Raw genomic sequence first — 19,234 nt, forward strand, 5'->3', positions numbered from 1 at the left:
AAAAATAGAGTTTAATCATGAGCCTGGCGATTGTTAAAACGCGCAGTGCTTTAGGCATTGACGCACAACCCGTCTCGGTAGAAGTTCACTTATCCAACGGCCTACCTGCTTTTACTATCGTGGGACTGGCAGAAACCGCCGTAAAAGAAAGCAAAGATCGCGTACGAAGCGCTATTATTAATAGTCAGTTTGACTTCCCATGTCGGAAAATCACCGTCAATCTTGCGCCTGCTGATTTGCCAAAAACAGGTGGTGGATTTGATTTACCTATTGCCATTGGAATCCTAGCAGCGTCAGGTCAAATTCCTCTGCATACATTAGACTCTCATGAATTTATTGCCGAACTGGCACTGAATGGTAACCTGCGAGGGATATCAGCAATTATTCCAATCGTACTTGCCTCGCAGCGTGACCAACATCAACTGATTATTGCTCATGCAAATGGAAAAGAAGCTTCTCTTGCCGGGCAAAGCTATGTAAAAACAGCCGACAACTTACGTGCCGTCTGCGGTTATTTGAGCCAGGACATTCCATTGCATGACTTACCAGAAAGACCAAAAATCGAACGAGAGGATGAGCATTTAGACTGGTCAGACATCAAAGGCCAGGCGCATGCAAAGCGCGCCCTGGAAATTGCAGCTTGTGGTGGGCATAGTATTTTACTCAGTGGTCCGCCTGGAAGTGGAAAAACCATGCTGGCCACCCGCTTTCGCACGTTGCTTCCGGCATTATCTGAATCGCAAGCCTTAGAATGCGCAGCGATTCGCTCCATCCGTGGACGCACACCCGATTTTTCCAATTGGCGTCAACCTCCTTTCCGGGCACCCCATCATACTGCCTCGCCAGTTGCCTTGGTCGGAGGGGGCAATCCACCCACGCCTGGTGAAATCTCACTTGCTCATCATGGTGTATTATTTCTTGATGAATTGCCAGAATTTCATCGTCAAGTCCTGGAAACCCTACGTGAACCGCTGGAATCGGGTCATATATGCATTTCCAGAGCCGCAATCCAAACCGAATTTCCCGCACGCTTTCAATTGCTGGCTGCCATGAATCCCTGTCCCTGTGGTCAATGGGGAAATCCAAAAGCAACCTGTCTATGCACACCTGACCGAATTAGCCGTTACCTTGCTAAACTCTCCGGACCTTTACTGGATCGCATTGATTTGCAAGTCAATGTCCAGGCTCTTTCTGAAGAAGAATTAGTTAAACCAAATCAAACCACTGCCAAAGAAAGCGCAAAAATAAGAAAAATCGTAGAAGATATTCGCCGACATCAAATGGCAAGACAGGGGTGCATCAATGCGGCACTCAATACTAAAGACTGTGAAGCAGTTTGTCTCTTAGGAAATAAAGAACAAGAATTTTTAAGTAAAACCATGAAGCACTTTAAATTATCTGCGCGAGCTTTTCATCGGCTTCTTAAGGTAGCGCGAACCATTACCGATATGCGATATGGAGAGCGGGTTGAATTATCAGACTTACAACAAGCGTTATCATTTAAACAAACCGTTAAGCCATAAGAAACACAAAAATTTTATGAAACCTCATAAACCTAGGTTTTCAGATATCGTTTGATAAGCCATTTTATTCCTTCAACAGATGCAATACGGGATATGGCCTACCTTCACCATCAAGACTGGAACGCCCTACCTTTTTAAACCCCATTTTTTTATAAAATTTTATTGCCCGTAAATTTTGCTCATTTACATCAACAAGACTGACTTTCTGCTGCTCAAGTGCATGCCGACATAGAGAAGATCCAACGCCCTGCCCCTGTGCGTTTGGCAGCACAAAAAGCATTTCCAACTTTTGCTCAGTAACACCTGAGAAGCCAAGAATTTTTCCGTTATCGCCTTTAAAACCTTTCAATTCAACCGCATCAAAATAGACAGATAATATTTGTTGCTTAATTTCTTGAAGGTCATGCTCTTTTAAAAAATGATGGGTAGCACGAACAGATTGCTCCCACACATTAATCAATTCATCAAAATCAGTGGTTGAAAGATCACAAATCATAAATAACTCACCATTGGTTTAATCAAACAGCAACTCTACCGTTTCCTGCATCTCATCTTCGCTCGGCTTAGCATAGCGAAGTATTTCTTTGATCGAAACATTACCACTAATCTCTTGAGCAAAGTGCATTCCGTGTTTATCAGTCACCTTTTTTAAAAAGGTGTGGCGAAGCATATGCGGTGTAAAATCAAACTTATCTTCTTCAGGTAAAAATGCCAAAGTTTGTTTTACAAGTCGCTGACAAAGTCTATAGACATCGAGCGTTTTGAGGCGTGTATTATACCTGCTTACAAATAATGGTTCTTCTAGCTCTGGATGTCTTTATTCAAGATACTGCTCTAAAAAAGGTACGTATCTGGCTCAAGAAAAATAATACAAATTATATCAATTGGACACTTACTTCATTTCATGCCACACACATTGTGCTATAATGTGTACATATAAACACATTGAGAGACTCTGATGACATCAACGACAATGACTATTCGGCTAGAACCTGACATGAAAGTTCGTTTAGATAAGTTGGCTGAAATTACTCATCGTAGCAAATCTTTCTTGGCCTCCGAAGCAATAAATGAATATCTTAAGGTTCAAGAATGGCAGCTTATTGAAATTAAAAAAGGTATTGCAGAGGCAGATGAAGGTCAACTAATAGACCATGAAAGCATCCTTAAGTTCTGGGAGAACAAGATAAAGTGAGAATCAAATGGACTAAAGGCGCAAAAAATAATTTAAATCAAATCGAAGACTATATTGCACAGGATAATCCCAAAGCAGCAGTTGATATAATAATAAAAATCATTACGGCGGTTGGAATGCTTTCTGAGAACCCCGCTCTGGGCAGAACAGGTCGAATTTTTGACACGCGCGAATTAATAATTAATGGAACTCCATTTATTGTTCCTTACAGGATTAAATCAGAGCAAATTGAAATATTAAGAGTATTACATAGCTCAATGAAATGGCCAGACTCTATGTAGTTTGGGATAAAAAGGGTACGTTATCTAACTCAAATGATAATGCATCTTAACTAAGTTCAAATACCCCTACCCCTTGCCCTCTTAAAGTAGTCTGGGATAAAAACGCAGCTCACTTTATAAGAGAACATCTAGAGATAATCGGTTTAATAATGAACATCAGTCAATTAGACGTAGAAGATAAAATAATCGAAATCAAAAACAAAAAAAATTAACGAAGCCGTAAGCAGAAATCCAGAAAAATTCCCTGAGGGTTATTTGATTGAACTGAATGAAAACGAAAAACAGGTGATCTTATATCTGAATTGGTTGTTCCCGACGATCTCGACACTTCTGAGACAGAGGTCAGTATTGAAGTAAACCCGGCACTTATAAAGTTTAAGTATACCGTTAAAAAGAAACCCAAGTAAGACAATCGACTGCGCGCACAAATAACGCATTTTTACGTAAGGCTCTCTCTTTAAAAATTTAAATCTTAATTTTCTGAATATGAACCATGGGTTTGTCATTTTTTGATGTTCTTTCTGCACATTTTCTAATACATTCGCTTTGCACAGCTACGCAACATATCTTCAGTTCCGCTCTTTTAATGCCATTTTAAAAAAAAGCAAATAAATATATTATGACTATCACATCTAATAATCGAATCTAAGATATTTCTTACATAAGATTGCGTTTTTCACATAATGACTCCTTTATTAGCTTTGATATGATTGAAAATAGAGGAATAACAAGGAATGTTTTAAAAAGACAAGTTATAGATTAAGATGATCTATCGCTGCATGGATGCGGCGAAATCCTCACTACTGTTTGCCAATCCGGCCAAAAACAGAATTTCACATCTCTTTGGTGCTGATAATTAGCAACTTATAAAAAAATTGAAATACCTTTCAAGAAACAATAAGTTGCTTAACAGTATGATGGTTAATCTCTAACGAAACGCCTAACAATCCATATGACATTAATAAATTTTCAACTTCCTCGGCAAATACTTTCTTAGCTTTGTCAGATAGTTCGCCAGAAGCTAATAAAACATCCATATGATCAAGCAATGCCCTAAACGCAATGTGTATATGTCGTCTGTCTTTCTTTTCTAGCTCCGCATTAAGATCGGCAAATAATTCTGATTTGGATAACATCTTAGCTTCAGATATTTTTATATGATGGTATTGGGGCTTTTTCCCAGAAAAATAGTTATAAACATAAGCTAGGCCATTGGTAATACGCTTTGGGTAAAAAAGATGGTCGTATTCATCCATACATAACACGGCAGCATATTCTTCCAACTGATATTGAACAGATGCCTCTAGCGATTGCGTAGCACTTAAGCATTTTTCCCATGTTTTTTCATCTTAAGGTAAAAATGAGAAGCATCTTTATTTTTATCACATACTTCAGCATATTTTTCTAAAAAAACTTCATTCCTACTAGATATAAACTCCTGCCACCGCACAATACGAAAATGTTTTAAAATGGTCTCATGCTCCTTCAAAAAGGTTTCTCCCTGATCCAAAGACGATGAATCACTAGAATTGTGCCGATTTAGAAAATCACACACAAGAATGGTTGTGCGATCATCATATTTGTGATCCCGTATGGATTGGATAATAGCCGCTAATCTCTCCCCTCGCTCCAAGGGTTGGCTCATACTGATTGGTAAAACAATGGTTTCATGAGGCGGAATATTGGCGGGTATTACGGCAGAAAAAGATAATGTCATGAATGCCTCCTTGTATAAAAGGCAAACATTTTAACATATGTGATTAATTTTTTTCCATAATAATGGTCAGCCTGCATTTGGTTACAATTTAAAATTGTAGCTATAATTTAATAAAAATCTCTAAGAAACTCATGGATTTAAATTTCATCTTACAACATGCTGCCGGCAATCTTTATTGGAAAGATAAAGAAGGACGATACCTAGGCGCTAATCAAGCATTCATTAAACTTGCTGGGTTAAATCAAATTTCTGATCTAGTTGGTAAAACGGATCGTGACCTATTTGCCTCTGTCATGAGCAGTGAAAAACTGTCCCTCCTAGAGGAAACTGATCGCCGTATTATGACCTCCGGTATTGAAGAAAGCCTTAAAGAAGAGGGTATTGATGCAAATGGCTGTCCTGCTTTCTATATGACAAAAAAAATTCCAATACGTGATGAAAAAGGCGAAGTCATTGGATTAATGGGTACATCCTTAGACATTACTAAAGAGTTACAGGCTGATATTGCTCGCACCGAATTTCTCGAAAACATGCGCCATGACATTCGAACCCCTTTAACAGGCATTGTTGGTTTTGCGGATATTATCAAGATAGAAGCCAATAGCCCGCAATTACGAGAGTATGCGGATAATTTAGTTGCCTCAAGCCATGCTCTTCTTCATTTGCTGGATGAAGTACTTGAAGCCATTCGTGTCAGCTCAGGTGAAATTCCAAAACTTAAGAAAAAATTTAATCTGGAAAAATCGTTACAGAATGTCATTGAATTGAATCGTGCAAAAGCTGCACAAAAAAAATTGACGCTCTCACTAGATGTTGATGCCGCTATTCCAACCTATGTGCTTGGAGATAAAGTACGTTTTCACCGGATTGCGCTAGAACTCATCGCCAATGCACTAAATTTTACTGATATTGGATTTGTTAAACTATCAGTGAAGCTTGCAAAACGCCATCATAGGGAATTGATTCTTAAATTAGTAGTAAAAGACTCAGGGATTGGCATCCCTAAAGAGAAACAACAAGAAATTTATGTACAATTCAAACGACTTACTCCTTCCTATCAAGGTATTTACAAAGGAGCCGGACTCGGTCTTTCCGTGATAAAACAGTTTATTGATGATCTGGATGGCGAAATTTATGTAGAAAGTGAGCCTAAGAAAGGTACACGCTTCACCTGTGTTATACCCTTACAAGAACCTCTTCTGGATGATGATTTAGGTATTGATGAAGACATGGAAAAAGCCATTGACCATCCTTATGAAATGACTTATACGGAGCAAATAAAACCTACCATCAGCAAAGCTGCTGCAAGATCCTTCCAAGTTTTAGTGGTAGAAGATAATGTCATCGCACAAACAGTTGCCAAATCAATTCTCGCTCAATTAGATTGTGACACCGATATAGCCGAAACAGGTAAAAAAGCGGTTGAACTATGGAAACAGGGCCATTATGACTTAATGTTCATGGACATTGGCCTGCCCGATATAGACGGTTATGAAGTGACTCGCCTGATTCGTGTGCAAGAATTAGCAAAAAACACCCATGTCCCAATCATAGCACTCACCGCTCATGCGGGTGATGAAATAAAAAACGCTGCATTGATGCAGGCATGAACGCCGTCTTAACCAAACCGCTCACTATAAAAAGCTGTACGGATATCGTCGATGCCTTTATTCCAGGACGACACAAAGAAGAAACATCACAAAATAATGAGCATTATTTATCTGATTTACCAGAACAAGAGGAAGAATTGTTTAATTTATCCGAGTTTCCAACCCTAGACATTGAAGAAGGAATTAAAACCACAGGCAATAAATCCATGTTAGCTGACATGTTAACCTTCATGATTAATGATTCATTGCCAAAGGATTTAGCTCTGATGAAAGCCGCTTATGAATCCCATAATTGGGACAAAACCCAACAACTTGCTCATAAAATTAAAGGAGGTGCCGTATACGTTGGCACCATTAAAATCAAAATGGCTTGTCAGTTCCTTGAGCGTTACTGGAAATCAGGTCAACGTGACTTATTTGAAAAACTGTATCAGCAAGCTGTGACCACGATTGAAGAAAGCATGCAAGAAATAAAACGTTGGCTAGAAAATCAATAATACTCCTTCCTTTAGATAAGTGCACAGAACCTAGGCTGCTTTACATAATAAGTCAAAAATGGCCATACGCATGAATACACCATTGCCGACTTGTCGCAAAATAACGGATTGAGGGCCGTCCGCTACGTCATTATCGATTTCAATACCGCGATTCATCGGACCAGGATGCATCACAATAGCATCGGTTTTAGCATAAGCTAATGTGTCCCTGGTCAAAGCATAATCACGACGATAAGTCTCCACATCAAGATGCTCCGAGGCGGATAAACGCTCGCGTTGTACTCGCAAACACATCACTACATCGGCGTCTTTTATGCCATCCTGTAATGACGAAGTGACATGCCCAAACTCCACTGAATGAGGCTGCAAAATCTCGGGGGCAACAAAAATCAATTCACCAACACCCATCAAGGAACAGAGTGTCTGCATGGAATTGGCAACACGCGAATGGCGAATATCGCCAATAATGGCAATTTTCAACCGTTCTAAGTATGGTTTAAGCTCCATAATCGTCATCATATCCAACATGGCTTGACTAGGATGAGCATGCCGGCCATCCCCGGCATTGATGATTTGAATCATATCGCCGCATTGGGCAGCCAATGATTGCGGCAAACCATCTTTTGCATGGCGAATAACCATCAGTGAAATACCCATAGCAGCCAGCGTTTTTATCGTGTCTTCGATAACCTCACCTTTCTTTTCCGAAGAACTTTGTAAATCCAGATTAACCACTGGCATCTTCAGGTGTTTAGCAGCAAGCTCAAAGCTCACCCGTGTACGAGTGCTGTTTTCATAAAAAAGATTAGCGACCGTATGCTGCGCATAAGTGGGAAAACGGCCATGGTTTTTAAAGATCAGAGCACGCTCTATCAAGCGCTCTGCTTCTTGCCGAGACAATTGACTGATTTGCAAAAATGTCTCATTACCTATACCTATAACAGAAACATATGAGTGGGGTATTTTATAATGCAATAATCAAAAAAAGCGAGTCTCTATAGTATCAGAGCAAAATTATGCCATTTTATTAAAAATAATCATATTAGGTGGTAATAATTTGTCATTTGGAAATCTATTTTTAGGATAGGACATGGCTTCGGTTGTAAGATGGATTTCCGCATACGCGGAAATGACACAAATCAGATATGGAAATGACGCAAATAAGATATCATGCAATCAAAGGATGATTTTGCCCTTTCCCATATCCTAAACGGTTTATTTTTCATTAATGATTCTCCGCTGCTCGTTTTGCCCCGGGTAAACAAAAAATATCCGCTAATACAGAACATGGGCACTAAAATGAGTTACTTTTAATTTCTGGATGCTGTAACCATTGTTCCAAAATAATACAGGCAGCAATGCTATCAATTTCTGTCTGTTTGATTTTACGATACCCGCCTTGCGCAAATAAATGTGCGCGAGCTTCCACGGTGGATAAACGTTCATCGACAAGATATACCGGAAGAGAAAAACGTTGCTTAAGGTGAGAGGCGAACGTCTTACTGGCCTTGGTTGTGTAAAGCTCACCATCATCAATGGTCGTTGGTAAACCGACTACCAAGCCAGCAGGACGCCATTCGTTAATTAATTTTTGAATAGTATCCCAATTAGGGACTCCTTGCTTTGCTTCTACCGTAGCCAAAGGAGAAGCACTACCAGTCAAGCGCTGGCCGACTGCCACACCAATGCGTTTATAGCCAAAATCAAACCCTAAAAAAACGCCTTCACGCATGACCCACACTGGACGTTAATTGATTCATATTGACACCGATGCTTAAACCCGCATATTCCCAGCGCTCTTCAAAAGGAACTTCATATAATAATTCCGGCGTGCAAGGACAAACCAGCCAAACGTTATCAAGCATTTCCTGTTCCAATTGATTTTCACCCCAACCGACATAACCTAAGGTAACCAGCACATCTTTTGGTCCATGATCATCGGCAATTGCACGGATGATATCATTTGAAGTCGTCACCGTCACATCATCACGCAAAGCCAAACTTGAACGCCATTCACCAAAAGGACGATGAATAACAAAGCCTCGGTCCGGCTGGATTGGCCCACCAAATAATAATGGCATATCATTTCGTTCAACACACCTTGGTTCAATATGCAACTGATTAAAAACCATACCCAAAGGATACTCCATAGGACGGTTTATAATAAGCCCCACTGTGCCTTGAACATGGTGTTCACAAACATAAATCACTGCCCTCTTGAAATTAGGGTCGCGTAAGGAGGGCATTGCAATCAATAAATGATTCGCCAAGGAAGTATTGGATGCCATAACGATGCCCTCTTTATAATCCACTTATTATAAGTATATACCACAGCCTCAAAACTGTTTTTAAACCCATCGGTATGAAAGTATGGAATTTATAGGTTGGCACACGTTATGATTACGCTAAAAGTATAAAGGAAATACTGTGGATAATATTGAGCTAAGACCCCGAGATCTTTTTTACTTCGCGCCTGGGAAATTGATCAGCTTTTTTGGCTTATCATTAGCCTAAGTCTAATGGTATTTATCATAAGCCTATACCTTTGGGATAGAACACAGAAAAAACATACGATATTACGAAACTTCCCGGTCATTGGCCATTTTCGCTATATTGGTGAATATTTAGGTGAGTATTTACGACAATATTTCTTCGCCGGGGATCGTGAAGAATTGCCTTTTAATCGCGCAGAACGCAGCTGGGTTTATCGCGCCGCTAAAAACGTAGATACCACCATTGGATTTGGTTCAACTCGACCATTGCATAATACTGGTACGGTTTATTTTGTCAGTGCGCCTTTTCCTCCGCTGGCTAGAAATAAAGCTACCATACGTCCCTTAACCATTGGCCCAAAATGCAGAAAACCCTATACGTCTTCTCATATTTTTAATATTTCCGCCATGAGCTATGGCGCTATATCTAAACCCGCTATCTTGGCTCTGGGCAAAGGGGCAAAAATGGCCGGCTGCTGGCTCAATACTGGCGAAGGAGGTGTTTCACCTTACCATTTAGAATATGGCTGCGACATCATTGCCCAGATTGGTACAGCTAAATACGGGTTTCGCGACGCAACCGGGCATCTTTCTGACGAACGTCTACGCAAAATGGCCGAGGAAGATGCCATCAAAATGTTTGAAATAAAACTAAGTCAGGGAGCGAAACCAGGGAAAGGAGGTATTTTGCCAGCCATTAAAGTCACGGAAGAAATTGCAAACATTCGAGGTATCCCCATTCATACAGATTCAATCAGCCCTAATCGCCATACCGACATTAGCAATGTAGAAGAATTACTGGACGTTACGGAACACATCCGCAACATTACCGGAAAACCCGTGGGATATAAATTTGTGTTAGGCAGTTATGAATGGCTTCATGAGCTTTGCCTAAGTATTCATAGGCGCGGAATAGACTATGCACCCGATTTCATTGCTCTGGATAGCGCCGACGGTGGCACTGGGGCTTCGCCGCAGGGCCTCATGGATTACATGGGCATTCCAATTCAAGAATCCCTCCCCCGATTGGTTGATATATTAACACTTTACAATTTACGCGAACGAATCAAGGTCATTGCCAGCGGAAAACTCATCACCCCAGCGGACGTCACTTGGGCTCTTTGCGCTGGTGCAGATTTCGTTAATTCCGCACGTGGATTCATGCTGGCTTTAGGTTGTATTCAAGCGATGAAATGCCATAATAATACTTGTCCTACCGGCATAACCACCCATAATACGCGCCTACAGCGCGGCCTAGTTGTCGAAGATAAAGCCGAGCGTGTCTACCACTATGCCAATAACATGGCTCATGAAGTCGCTATTCTTTGTCATTCGTGCGGCGTAGATGAACCCAGACAATTACAACGCAAACATGCAAGAATTGTAAGAGAAGACGGTTTTTCTGTTTCATTGGCAGAAATCTTTCCTGATCAGCAGCCTTTAGAAGAATACAGATGAGGATTGGATTCGGTTTGTAAGTTTTTGAATCAACTCATCACGCTCAGCAGGCGCATAATCTTGAGCAGGTTGTGCAACCTGCCAAACGCCATGTGGCCATAATTTATCATCCACAAAGCGAGCGATCACATGCATGTGTAATTGGGGAACAAGATTGCCTAATGCGCCAATATTTAATTTATCCGGCTTAAAATACGCACGAACAATAGCAGACAATTCACTGATTTCATCCATGAATAAATAACGCTGATTTTGTGATAATTGCTCAATATCTTGCATATTTTCCACACGGGGAACCAAAATAAGCCAGGGAAATTCAGCATTATTTTTCAAAAATACACGCGACAATGGCCAATCACCCAGCTCAAAACATGTCGATGCAATGCGGTCATCCACAAGAAAAGACATAAGAAATCCTTCTTCTACCAAATTTTCGACTACAATAGCATTTTTAGCCTATGAAAAAACCATATTCATGTTAATCTTGGCAAAACAGGCTGAATAGCCTCACCATAGTCAAAGCCTTTTGCCTGATTAAGGAGAAAAAAGTGCGTTTGAATGGCAAAATTTCATCGATTTTCTGGAAGGGATTATTCACTTTATTACCTTTATATTTAACGCTGTATTTTCTTTGGTGGTTATTAGAAAGTATTGAAGCAACGTTTAGTCAATTTCTAAAAGCAATGTTAGGCTCTTATTATGTTCCAGGGATGGGATTATTGACTGCCTTATTGATTGTCTTTGCCATAGGGCTTTTACTGCAAATTTACATCACCCAGCATTTGAACCATGCATTAAATAAATTTATAGGTAAGTTACCTATCTTAGGCGAGCTTTATATTTCTTTGCAATCGATTATTAAATATTTAACAACCCCCACCAAACCAGCCCGGCAAGAAGTCGTTATGGTTCATTTCGAGAACTTAAATCTTAACATGCTTGGTATTGTCACGCGCACTAATTTTGAAGCATCACCAGCAGGCATTGGTGATGAGTCTTTGATTTCTGTATACATTCCAATGAGTTATCAAATTGGAGGATTTACCATCTACGTTCCTAAAACTTCGGTAACCCCCGTAGATTTAACAGCAAAAGAAGCACTTAAATGGGCCTTTATGGCGGGCATCGAATCCTAAAAATCCTCCCCAAAAATAAACCTGATCGACTAAAATTAATATAAAGATGGTATGAATAAGGGAATCGTATGAATACAACGCTGGATAAAATCGCCAACCCACTTAATTATTATAAAAAACCAGTGGAAGTCGAACAGGATAAAACTTTATCGGTGACAGAAAAATAAAATTATTAACAAACTGGTTAGATGATATTAATCTAAGACAAATTGCCGAAGCAGAAAATATGCAAACGCAAGATAATGCCCGAACTTATATCGCCGACGTTGAACGATTACTGCATAAATATCAAATAGAACAACTAGGCCGTCATTAAAATATCATCGCGAGTGTCTGCAATAGCCAAGGAGCTATTTAGACAGTCAGAAGAATTTATTTGTATTCTAATCCGAGTCAGCATCCTCTTTATTTTCTTTTGAGTTTAAAGGGTTAAGAAAGCTTATGGGAATAGAATACGTAAATGGAATATTTGCCTCATCCAGAGCTTTTTTAATCTTTGTTAATACTTCATCGCGAGAACGACGAATCTGACTAGGTTTGGGTTTTGTCCACCAGTATACTTCAAAATCAACGCCATTTGATGAAAAAGACACGGCATACACTTGTATGTATTTATCCTTAGAGACTGTCTCACATTCCTCCATGCACTTTCTAATGGTTGAACGCGCCTTTTCTATATCAGCACTAAAATCAATGCTACACGTAATCATTTCACGTCTTAATTTAGTATCAGTTAATACTTGTACAAGGCTATTATACATTCTGGAATTTGGCACAAATACGCGCGTACCATCTGTTTTACGTAAATGCGTATTAAGAACAGCAATATGATGAACGTAGCCTTGTTGATCATCAATGATGATTAAGTCGCCTATACTAAAAGGTTCTCTTAACAAGAGCATAATACCGGTAAAAAAATTTTCAAAAATACTTTTAAAGGCAAAGCCAACGGCAACTGAAGTCAGCCCCAGAGTCGCCAAAACATTTGCCGTGGTCACCGAAGGAACCAATATGGCAGCCATGATTAAAATTCCAATAAACCATATTCCTACAATGGCTATTTTTTGAAAAACCAAAACCAGATTTGCGCGAATGGCAATGCGTGGCAAACCAGTACCAACAAGACGACTTAATAAAACAGCAACGATATGGGTAATGAACGCGATAATAAGCGCCATAACAAGATTGGGCAGCAATGCAATAAAATTTTGTGCAAATTTATTTAATGTTTTAAGAAACACATCCCAATATTGCATCTATTTTATCCTTACTGTTCTCAAAATAGCCTTATTCTCTATTTTGGTCTTTAAATCAAGGCCGACCTTACTCAAAAACGATAGATGGCTGCAATGCCTGATGTCGTCGGCATCTTATCGCTTGGCACAATGATGACATCGCCATGCGTTTTCAAAACCAACTCACCAATGTCATCCAATAAATCATCTATGTCTGGATTTAGCAGCTCATTTACCTTTACATCACCCGATTCATGATTGATTTGCCCTGGAATTCGCTTATCAGCATCAATCAGTACAGTAGACACTCTTCCTGCAACCGCTGCTTTGGCAATATTCTTTAAATCATCTGAACCATGGTGTTTGGAATCCGCTTTTAAAAATTTATTTATAATTTCATCCAACCGTTTTAAATAATGAGGTTCCATCAACTTCCAGGCTTGCTCTCGTAATTCATCCAGTGATGCAGCGTCCGGATTTAGCTTAATGCCATCGGCAAGCAAATAAGGATTTTCACTTATTTTATGAAACAAGTGATGATATTCCGGCAGTGCTGCCAAAATCAGCGGTAATTTTGCAATTCGAGAATGATATTTTAGAATGGTTTCATCGACTTGACGAAAGAATCGCTCTGCATCCAAATCAATATCGTCTTTTCTAGTTCTATGACCATGATGCATGGCTGGCCCTTCTGTTCCTTGACCATAACTGCTAACTTTTAAATGAGGTTCGGTTAATTCAGATCCCAGAGCCTTAATGATCGTATCCGGAACTTCTTTAGCCAGTTTCACCTCTTCTAGTCCATCACAATTCCCTTCCAAGAGTTTAACCCGTTCACGATTTAAACCAAGAATTTGATAACGCTCGGCCGTTTGCATCAAACGTATGAGTGGTTTGATATGAAATGTGTCCGCTACGACCGCCAACTCTGCTACCGATCTTGGAAAGGTATAAACCCGAAATGAGTTTGGTGTTGCCAACACAGCCATCCCATCCAGCGTATAATTCCAAAATTCATGATTGGCCATTAATGAATGGAATGGTTTAAGCAACAACTGAATTTCTTCTTCTGGGTATTGCTGTTGTAATGATTTTTCAATGGACTTAAGCAAATTCTTGAAACGAATAATATCTTGCTCTTTATCAGGCCGCGTACGATGGGTTGGTTGATAAAGAGAAATGCAAGGGGTTTCCTTATTGTTAAAAAAACAAGCAGGGTAATCATTGACTAATGAATTCATTTTTTTACTCCTTCCATGGAAAAAATATCCTAATCATCTTAAAAGTATAGAACAGCCAGCAGACAATCACTTATAAATTGACCATAATAAGAAGATAAACGATGAGGAGGCCGTTTATGCTTGAAACCATACAGCCTTTCTTACTGTCTTTTATGGTCGGCTTACTGATTGGCATTGAACGAGAACGCAGTCAAGTTGAAAGCATCAAGGCCATTGGCATACGTACCTTTATATTATTTGCCGTGTTGGGCACGCTTGCAGCGAAAATTAATAATAACAGCCTGACCTTGTCTCTTAGTTTGTTTGTTTTTGCTGCCATACTACTTAGTTATCTAAGAGCAACTCGAGATTGTGAGACAAGTAAAATCATCGGTATTACGACTGAAATGGCTGCTGCAGCGGTATTCATGTTAGGTTATTTAATATTGCAGCAAAAATTGCTCGCCATTTGTATCGCGACAACCATCCTCATTATTTTATATGGACGACGCAGTCTTCATCGTTTTGCCAAAGAAAAAATAACCACGAAAGAAATTGAAGCTGCCATCACGATTCTCATTATTTCTTTAAGTATTATTTCATTTTTACCAGATAGAACAATCGATCCATGGCAACTACTCAACCCTCAAAATTTCGGTATTATTTTACTTATCCTGGCAAGCTTGCAATTTGGTGGTTATATTGGCATTCGCCTTTTTGGTGAGCGAATTGGTATGATTTTAATGGGATTTTTTGGTGGACTTGTATCCTCTACGGCGGTATTTGCATCCCTCTCACAAGCAAAACGCAAGCAAAAACACGCCGCCTTTTCTGCCGTTATTGCTGGAATTTTTGCAACCATTGCCACTTTATTGGGATTTTTAATAGTCCTTTTTGTTGTTGCGCCTGCCTTGTTGCAATACATCATTTGGCCTATTCTCGCTGCCATTATATTAGGTGGCATTTCCTCCTGGCTATGTATGCACAAAAATGGCAAGCAAAAAATAAAAATAACTTACCCCAATCCACTGGACATTAAAGCGATTCTTAAATTGGGCCTACTAATTATGAGTATTTTGCTTCTAGTGGCGGTAACAAAACAATACCTTGGCCCACGAGCATTGCCTTTTACTGCGTTCATCACTGGCTTATTTGAAATTCATGGAATGACTTATGCTATCGCATTGCTCTATAATGAAAAAAGTCTTTCTTTATTGGAAAGCACCGAATTATTGGCCATCGTTGTTACCGCAAGCTTCCTTTCTAAATTTGGACTCATCTGGGTCATTGCCCATAATCGTTTCGCACTTACCATGAGTCTATTCCTGGCAGGTATGCTAGGCATTGGCGGAATAACTTACTTTTTTTGATGAATGCCATTGGTACTACTTAATACCATACGCCATTAAAGCATCAGCCAATCTTTTAAATGACCATAGATTTGCCCCTTTCTTGTAATCATAAACACTCCTCTCTTTTGTCAGGTATTCAAGACAACGTTTATGAATGCTTATCATGATTTGCTGTAATTCTTGATCAACACGCTCCAGTGGCCAGGTAATATGTTCCAGATTTTGTAATTGTTCCAGTACCGAAACGGCAACCCCACCCGCATTAGCCGCTTTACCGGGACCATACAAAACTCCAGCGTCTTGTACTAAAGATTGTGCTGCAGCAGTAAGCGGCATATTGGCCCCTTCGCAAACGGCCAATACATCGTTATCCAGTAGTTGCTTTAGACTCTTATCATCCATTTCATTTTGAGTTGCACAAGGTATCGCTATATCACAGGGAATAGTCCAAGGCTTTTTGTCTTCATAAAATTCAACATTGGATTTATCAGCAGCCCATTGTTTCAAAGAACCATATTGTTTAAATTTTAATTTTTTAATGTCCTCTAACTGCTCGAAAGAAAGCCCCTGCTTAAAATAAACAAAACCTTCCCTATCCGAGAGAGTAAGAACTTTAGCTTGTTCAAAAATACTTTTTTCAGCCACATGAAGCGCAACATTCCCCGCCCCCGAAATCACTATTTTTTATGCTTGAACTCATGATCATGAGCCTTTAACATTTCTTTTAAAAAATAGATACAACCATATCCCGTGGCATGCTCTCGACCGCAACTGCCGCCAAACTGTATGCCTTTGCCCGTTAAAACGCCAGTGTATTTATTATCCAGCTCAAGGATATGGCCAAACATGTAACCAATTTCGCGTGCCCCCACACCAATATCACCCGCTGGTATATCAACATCTCGGTCGATGTATTTACGCAGTTCTTCAATAAATGCCCAACAAAACCGTCTGATTTCATGATTGCTTTTGCCTTTGGGATTAAAATCCGCCCCCCCTTTACCACCGCCAATTGGAAAATTGGTTAAAGCATTTTTAAAACACTGTTCAAATCCTAAGAATTTTAAAACACTTTCATTCAGATTAGGGGTAAAACGAAGCCCTCCCTTATAAGGGCCTAGGATGTTGTGATATTGCACCCGCCATCCACGATTAACACAAATTTCATGCTTATCATTTTCCCAACATACCCTAAAACGAATCACGCGGTCGGGCTCTAACAATTGCTCAAGAATTTTAAAATCACGATAGGTCTGATGATCATGATAAAAATCCGCAATGTCTTTATAGATTTCCTCCACAGCCTGATGAAACTCTGGCTGATTTGGATGATATTCCTTTAATAATGCCTTGATTTGTTTGTCCATAAGAAATCTCTGATTAATAAAAAAATTCTCCACCGTTTGGATGCAAAATTTGTCCTGTCATAAAAGCGCTGAAAAACATAACAGGGGGCTATATCAGCGGGTTGAGCTGGCTTATTCATAGGAGACTGAGAACCAAAACTGGCAACTTCTTCCGCTGAAAAACTGGCAGGAATGACAACGGCTTTCTTGCAAGAACCCTTCTGACTTAAATCTTCTTGGATAGCAATGACTTCTCCATGCATTTTTTTTATTTCCTGCAAGGTTTGCTCTGCATCAGAGGTTTCATTTAAATAAACCAAGGCCACTTTAGCGCCTTCAGCAATGCAATGATAAGCCACCACTCGCCCAATACCACTATCGCCTCCTGTTATTAATACAACTTTATTCTTTAGCTTGTTCGCCGGTCGATAATCCGCATACATTGACACCGGTTCGGGATATATTTTGCTTTATAATCCTGGCTGTTTTTCTTGTTTTTGTGGCGGATTTATTTCTCTATTTCCTTTCTGCACAATATCGCAAATATTTTTAATGTCCTGAATTTCAGGATGGGGTTTTCCTGTTTTGCGACTCATTCCTGACTCCCTTTATTCTTTATCCTTTAACGTATAGCAAATTTACGATAGCTTCGCTTTGGTTTTTCTGGAAAAAATAATAAGAACCGACTACGCTTGTAATTGATTTTTATAACTATTGGCTTGCAAAAGAAATTATTTATCTCGGGCAAAACGCATTTGGCATACTTATTTAGGCCATGGCTAATGCAAAGAAATTACCTTTATTCTATAAAGTCGTGGAGCAGCGATGAGAATAAGTAAAAAAAATTTGCCGACAAAAGAATTGATCCGGTTTCTCTCAGAAGCAAGCGTTCCCATCATTGTTAAAGAAATCAATCATGAAGCAAGAGAGCGTCGAGGTGAAATCTTTAATCTTTTGCCTGCCAATAAAGCCGATAAAGTATTTAGTTACCTGGAACCCGTTCATCAAGCACAAATAATCCGCGACATTGACAATAAGAAAGCGCTGGCTTTGCTGGAAAAAATGGAACCAGATGATCGTGCCAGACTGTTTGATGAATTACCCGAAGAAACCAGCGCACGATTTCTTCGCCGTCTAAGTGTCAAAGAACGTCGAGCCACTTCTTTACTGCTTAAATACCCCAATGAAACAGCAGGACGTATCATGAGTCCTTTTTTCATTTCATTACACACGGACATGACCGTAGAAGAATCGTTACGACACGTAAGAACCAAGGGAAAAGACGCTGAAACCATCTATATTTTGCCAGTCGTCGATCAAGACATGCATCTGCAAGGTGTGGTAGAACTTGACAAATTGGTGATGGCTGACCCAACACAACGGGTTGCCCAATTAATGTATAAAGAAATAAAAAGTTTTTCTGTCTATGATGATCAGGAAAAAGTCGCACGCTTTATCCAGTCAACGGATTGGCTTGCTGTGCCCATCGTAGAAGACAACCAGCGTCTGGTAGGCATCGTCACGATCGACGATGCCATGAGCATCATGCAACTGGAAGAAACTGAAGACATCATAAGAGGGAGCGCTTCAGGACCTCTCGGCAAACCTTATCTTTCTGTCCCTATTTTCCGTTTAATGAAAATAAGGATTATCTGGCTGTCAATGCTCGCTATTGCCGGAACATTGACCGTCAATGTTTTACACACCTTTGAAACAACACTCAATCAAGTCATTGTTCTTGCTCTGTTCATCCCTTTATTGATTGGTATTGGTGGCAATACCGGCTCGCAATCCGCCACCACCATTGTCCGTGCTCTTGCAGTAGAAGACGTGCGCGTTAGTGACTTTTTGACGGTTGCCCTACGCGAAACGGCGGTTGGAATTTTGATTGGTCTGAGTTTAGGATTGGCAGGTTATTTCATCGTTTGGCTTATTTTTCGGCAAAAAATTGCTTTGATTATATCGTTCAGTTTGCTTGCTATTTGTACTATGGCGGCATTGACGGGCTCGCTTATGCCAATCTTGGCGCGGGTTCTACGTTTGGATCCTGCTGTAGTTAGCGCACCCTTTGTTTCCACCATCATTGATGCAACCGGGCTTTTAATTTACTTCATGATCGCCAAGATAATTTTAAATTTTTAACCCTTAGAGCTTGTTAACAAATTCGCTAAA

23 protein-coding genes and 1 pseudogene are annotated in these 19,234 nt (G+C 39.9%); 10 read left to right on the forward strand and 14 right to left on the reverse strand.

Annotated features, from left to right (window positions below):
* The first annotated feature begins 17 nt into the window (after positions 1 to 17).
* Positions 18 to 1,523 carry a YifB family Mg chelatase-like AAA ATPase gene (locus tag LOA_RS10675; RefSeq protein WP_025386333.1) on the forward strand — a complete coding sequence of 502 codons (1,506 nt, stop codon included), beginning with the start codon at positions 18 to 20 and terminating at the stop codon, positions 1,521 to 1,523.
* A gap of 64 nt (positions 1,524 to 1,587) precedes the next feature.
* Here the strand turns inward: LOA_RS10675 and LOA_RS10680 are convergent, their stop codons facing one another.
* Both LOA_RS10680 and LOA_RS10685 read right to left on the reverse strand, forming a co-directional pair.
* On the reverse strand, positions 1,588 to 2,019 hold the full coding sequence (locus tag LOA_RS10680) for a GNAT family N-acetyltransferase (RefSeq protein WP_025386334.1): 432 nt from the start codon (positions 2,017 to 2,019) through the stop codon (positions 1,588 to 1,590).
* An 18-nt stretch (positions 2,020 to 2,037) separates the two neighbouring features.
* Positions 2,038 to 2,310, reverse strand: a pseudogene (locus LOA_RS10685) (tyrosine-type recombinase/integrase); the annotation flags it as partial.
* A 210-nt stretch (positions 2,311 to 2,520) separates the two neighbouring features.
* Here LOA_RS10685 and LOA_RS10690 point away from each other — a divergent pair.
* The 3 genes from LOA_RS10690 (at position 2,521) to LOA_RS16280 (ending at position 3,356) form a co-directional block, all read left to right on the forward strand.
* Positions 2,521 to 2,718, forward strand: a complete 198-nt coding sequence (locus tag LOA_RS10690; protein ID WP_237758027.1) for a CopG family ribbon-helix-helix protein — start codon at positions 2,521 to 2,523, stop codon at positions 2,716 to 2,718.
* Positions 2,715 to 2,999 carry a type II toxin-antitoxin system RelE/ParE family toxin gene (locus LOA_RS10695; RefSeq protein WP_025386337.1) on the forward strand — a complete coding sequence of 95 codons (285 nt, stop codon included), beginning with the start codon at positions 2,715 to 2,717 and terminating at the stop codon, positions 2,997 to 2,999. The genes LOA_RS10690 and LOA_RS10695 overlap by 4 nt, the downstream gene beginning before the upstream one ends.
* A 207-nt stretch (positions 3,000 to 3,206) precedes the next feature.
* On the forward strand, positions 3,207 to 3,356 hold the full coding sequence (locus LOA_RS16280; RefSeq protein ID WP_118996668.1) for an ORF6N domain-containing protein: 150 nt from the start codon (positions 3,207 to 3,209) through the stop codon (positions 3,354 to 3,356).
* A gap of 530 nt (positions 3,357 to 3,886) precedes the next feature.
* Here the strand turns inward: LOA_RS16280 and LOA_RS10700 are convergent.
* Complete coding sequence (locus LOA_RS10700) at positions 3,887 to 4,255, reverse strand: hypothetical protein (RefSeq protein ID WP_158423053.1); 369 nt, start codon at positions 4,253 to 4,255, stop codon at positions 3,887 to 3,889.
* 65 nt (positions 4,256 to 4,320) lie between these two features.
* The gene (locus LOA_RS10705; RefSeq protein WP_025386339.1) at positions 4,321 to 4,716 is read right to left on the reverse strand and encodes a hypothetical protein; all 396 of its coding nucleotides are present in this window, start codon (positions 4,714 to 4,716) and stop codon (positions 4,321 to 4,323) included.
* Between the two features lie 131 nt (positions 4,717 to 4,847).
* Here LOA_RS10705 and LOA_RS10710 point away from each other — a divergent pair, with 131 nt between their 5' ends.
* Both LOA_RS10710 and LOA_RS15500 read left to right on the forward strand, forming a co-directional pair.
* Entirely contained in the window at positions 4,848 to 6,326 is a 1,479-nt protein-coding gene (locus LOA_RS10710; RefSeq protein WP_052335942.1) for an ATP-binding protein, read from the forward strand.
* Positions 6,323 to 6,823, forward strand: coding sequence for an Hpt domain-containing protein (locus LOA_RS15500; protein ID WP_081726648.1), 501 nt, complete (start codon positions 6,323 to 6,325; stop codon positions 6,821 to 6,823). Before LOA_RS10710 ends, LOA_RS15500 begins: the two co-directional genes overlap by 4 nt.
* A gap of 30 nt (positions 6,824 to 6,853) precedes the next feature.
* Here the strand turns inward: LOA_RS15500 and LOA_RS10720 are convergent, their stop codons facing one another.
* From LOA_RS10720 to LOA_RS10730, 3 genes are all read right to left on the reverse strand, one after another.
* Positions 6,854 to 7,738, reverse strand: a complete 885-nt coding sequence (locus tag LOA_RS10720; RefSeq protein ID WP_025386340.1) for an aspartate carbamoyltransferase catalytic subunit — start codon at positions 7,736 to 7,738, stop codon at positions 6,854 to 6,856.
* A gap of 379 nt (positions 7,739 to 8,117) precedes the next feature.
* A complete protein-coding gene (gene ruvX / locus LOA_RS10725; RefSeq protein ID WP_025386341.1) occupies positions 8,118 to 8,555 on the reverse strand; it encodes a Holliday junction resolvase RuvX in 438 nt (145 codons plus the stop codon).
* The gene (locus LOA_RS10730) at positions 8,548 to 9,111 is read right to left on the reverse strand and encodes a YqgE/AlgH family protein (protein WP_025386342.1); all 564 of its coding nucleotides are present in this window, start codon (positions 9,109 to 9,111) and stop codon (positions 8,548 to 8,550) included. The genes ruvX and LOA_RS10730 overlap by 8 nt, the downstream gene beginning before the upstream one ends.
* A 231-nt stretch (positions 9,112 to 9,342) precedes the next feature.
* Between LOA_RS10730 and LOA_RS10735 the strand changes: the two genes are divergently transcribed.
* Positions 9,343 to 10,773 (forward strand): FMN-binding glutamate synthase family protein, encoded by a 1,431-nt coding sequence (locus tag LOA_RS10735; RefSeq protein WP_025386343.1) that lies wholly within the window; start codon positions 9,343 to 9,345, stop codon positions 10,771 to 10,773.
* On the opposite strand, the gene LOA_RS10740 is transcribed toward LOA_RS10735, so the two are convergent.
* The gene (locus LOA_RS10740; protein ID WP_025386344.1) at positions 10,756 to 11,181 is read right to left on the reverse strand and encodes an HIT family protein; all 426 of its coding nucleotides are present in this window, start codon (positions 11,179 to 11,181) and stop codon (positions 10,756 to 10,758) included. The genes LOA_RS10735 and LOA_RS10740 overlap by 18 nt on opposite strands.
* 140 nt (positions 11,182 to 11,321) lie before the next feature.
* Here LOA_RS10740 and LOA_RS10745 point away from each other — a divergent pair, with 140 nt between their 5' ends.
* Positions 11,322 to 11,909, forward strand: coding sequence for a DUF502 domain-containing protein (locus tag LOA_RS10745; protein WP_025386345.1), 588 nt, complete (start codon positions 11,322 to 11,324; stop codon positions 11,907 to 11,909).
* Positions 11,910 to 12,292: 383 nt separating this feature from the next.
* Here the strand turns inward: LOA_RS10745 and LOA_RS10750 are convergent, their stop codons facing one another.
* Both LOA_RS10750 and LOA_RS10755 read right to left on the reverse strand, forming a co-directional pair.
* Positions 12,293 to 13,165 (reverse strand): mechanosensitive ion channel family protein, encoded by an 873-nt coding sequence (locus tag LOA_RS10750; RefSeq protein ID WP_025386346.1) that lies wholly within the window; start codon positions 13,163 to 13,165, stop codon positions 12,293 to 12,295.
* 71 nt (positions 13,166 to 13,236) lie between these two features.
* On the reverse strand, positions 13,237 to 14,385 hold the full coding sequence (locus LOA_RS10755) for a baeRF3 domain-containing protein (protein ID WP_025386347.1): 1,149 nt from the start codon (positions 14,383 to 14,385) through the stop codon (positions 13,237 to 13,239).
* Between the two features lie 116 nt (positions 14,386 to 14,501).
* Here LOA_RS10755 and LOA_RS10760 point away from each other — a divergent pair, with 116 nt between their 5' ends.
* Complete coding sequence (locus tag LOA_RS10760) at positions 14,502 to 15,734, forward strand: MgtC/SapB family protein (RefSeq protein ID WP_025386348.1); 1,233 nt, start codon at positions 14,502 to 14,504, stop codon at positions 15,732 to 15,734.
* A gap of 15 nt (positions 15,735 to 15,749) precedes the next feature.
* Here LOA_RS10760 and LOA_RS14925 read toward each other — a convergent pair whose 3' ends face one another.
* Genes LOA_RS14925 through LOA_RS15915 form a run of 4 tightly spaced genes read right to left on the reverse strand, consistent with a single transcriptional unit; the run spans position 15,750 to position 17,658 of the window.
* A complete protein-coding gene (locus LOA_RS14925; RefSeq protein WP_202961881.1) occupies positions 15,750 to 16,394 on the reverse strand; it encodes a dehydrogenase family protein in 645 nt (214 codons plus the stop codon).
* Positions 16,394 to 17,083, reverse strand: coding sequence for a Glu/Leu/Phe/Val dehydrogenase dimerization domain-containing protein (locus LOA_RS14930; RefSeq protein WP_202961882.1), 690 nt, complete (start codon positions 17,081 to 17,083; stop codon positions 16,394 to 16,396). Before LOA_RS14930 ends, LOA_RS14925 begins: the two co-directional genes overlap by 1 nt.
* Positions 17,056 to 17,505, reverse strand: coding sequence for an SDR family NAD(P)-dependent oxidoreductase (locus tag LOA_RS13850; protein WP_025386349.1), 450 nt, complete (start codon positions 17,503 to 17,505; stop codon positions 17,056 to 17,058). Before LOA_RS13850 ends, LOA_RS14930 begins: the two co-directional genes overlap by 28 nt.
* Before the next feature lie 27 nt (positions 17,506 to 17,532).
* Complete coding sequence (locus tag LOA_RS15915) at positions 17,533 to 17,658, reverse strand: hypothetical protein (protein WP_272946922.1); 126 nt, start codon at positions 17,656 to 17,658, stop codon at positions 17,533 to 17,535.
* A 229-nt stretch (positions 17,659 to 17,887) separates the two neighbouring features.
* On the opposite strand from LOA_RS15915, the gene mgtE reads away from it, so the two are divergent.
* On the forward strand, positions 17,888 to 19,204 hold the full coding sequence (gene mgtE, locus LOA_RS10775) for a magnesium transporter (RefSeq protein WP_025386350.1): 1,317 nt from the start codon (positions 17,888 to 17,890) through the stop codon (positions 19,202 to 19,204).
* The last annotated feature ends 30 nt before the right edge of the window (positions 19,205 to 19,234 follow it).

The sequence above is a fragment of the Legionella oakridgensis ATCC 33761 = DSM 21215 genome, from assembly GCF_000512355.1.
Taxonomy (GTDB): domain Bacteria; phylum Pseudomonadota; class Gammaproteobacteria; order Legionellales; family Legionellaceae; genus Legionella_A; species Legionella_A oakridgensis.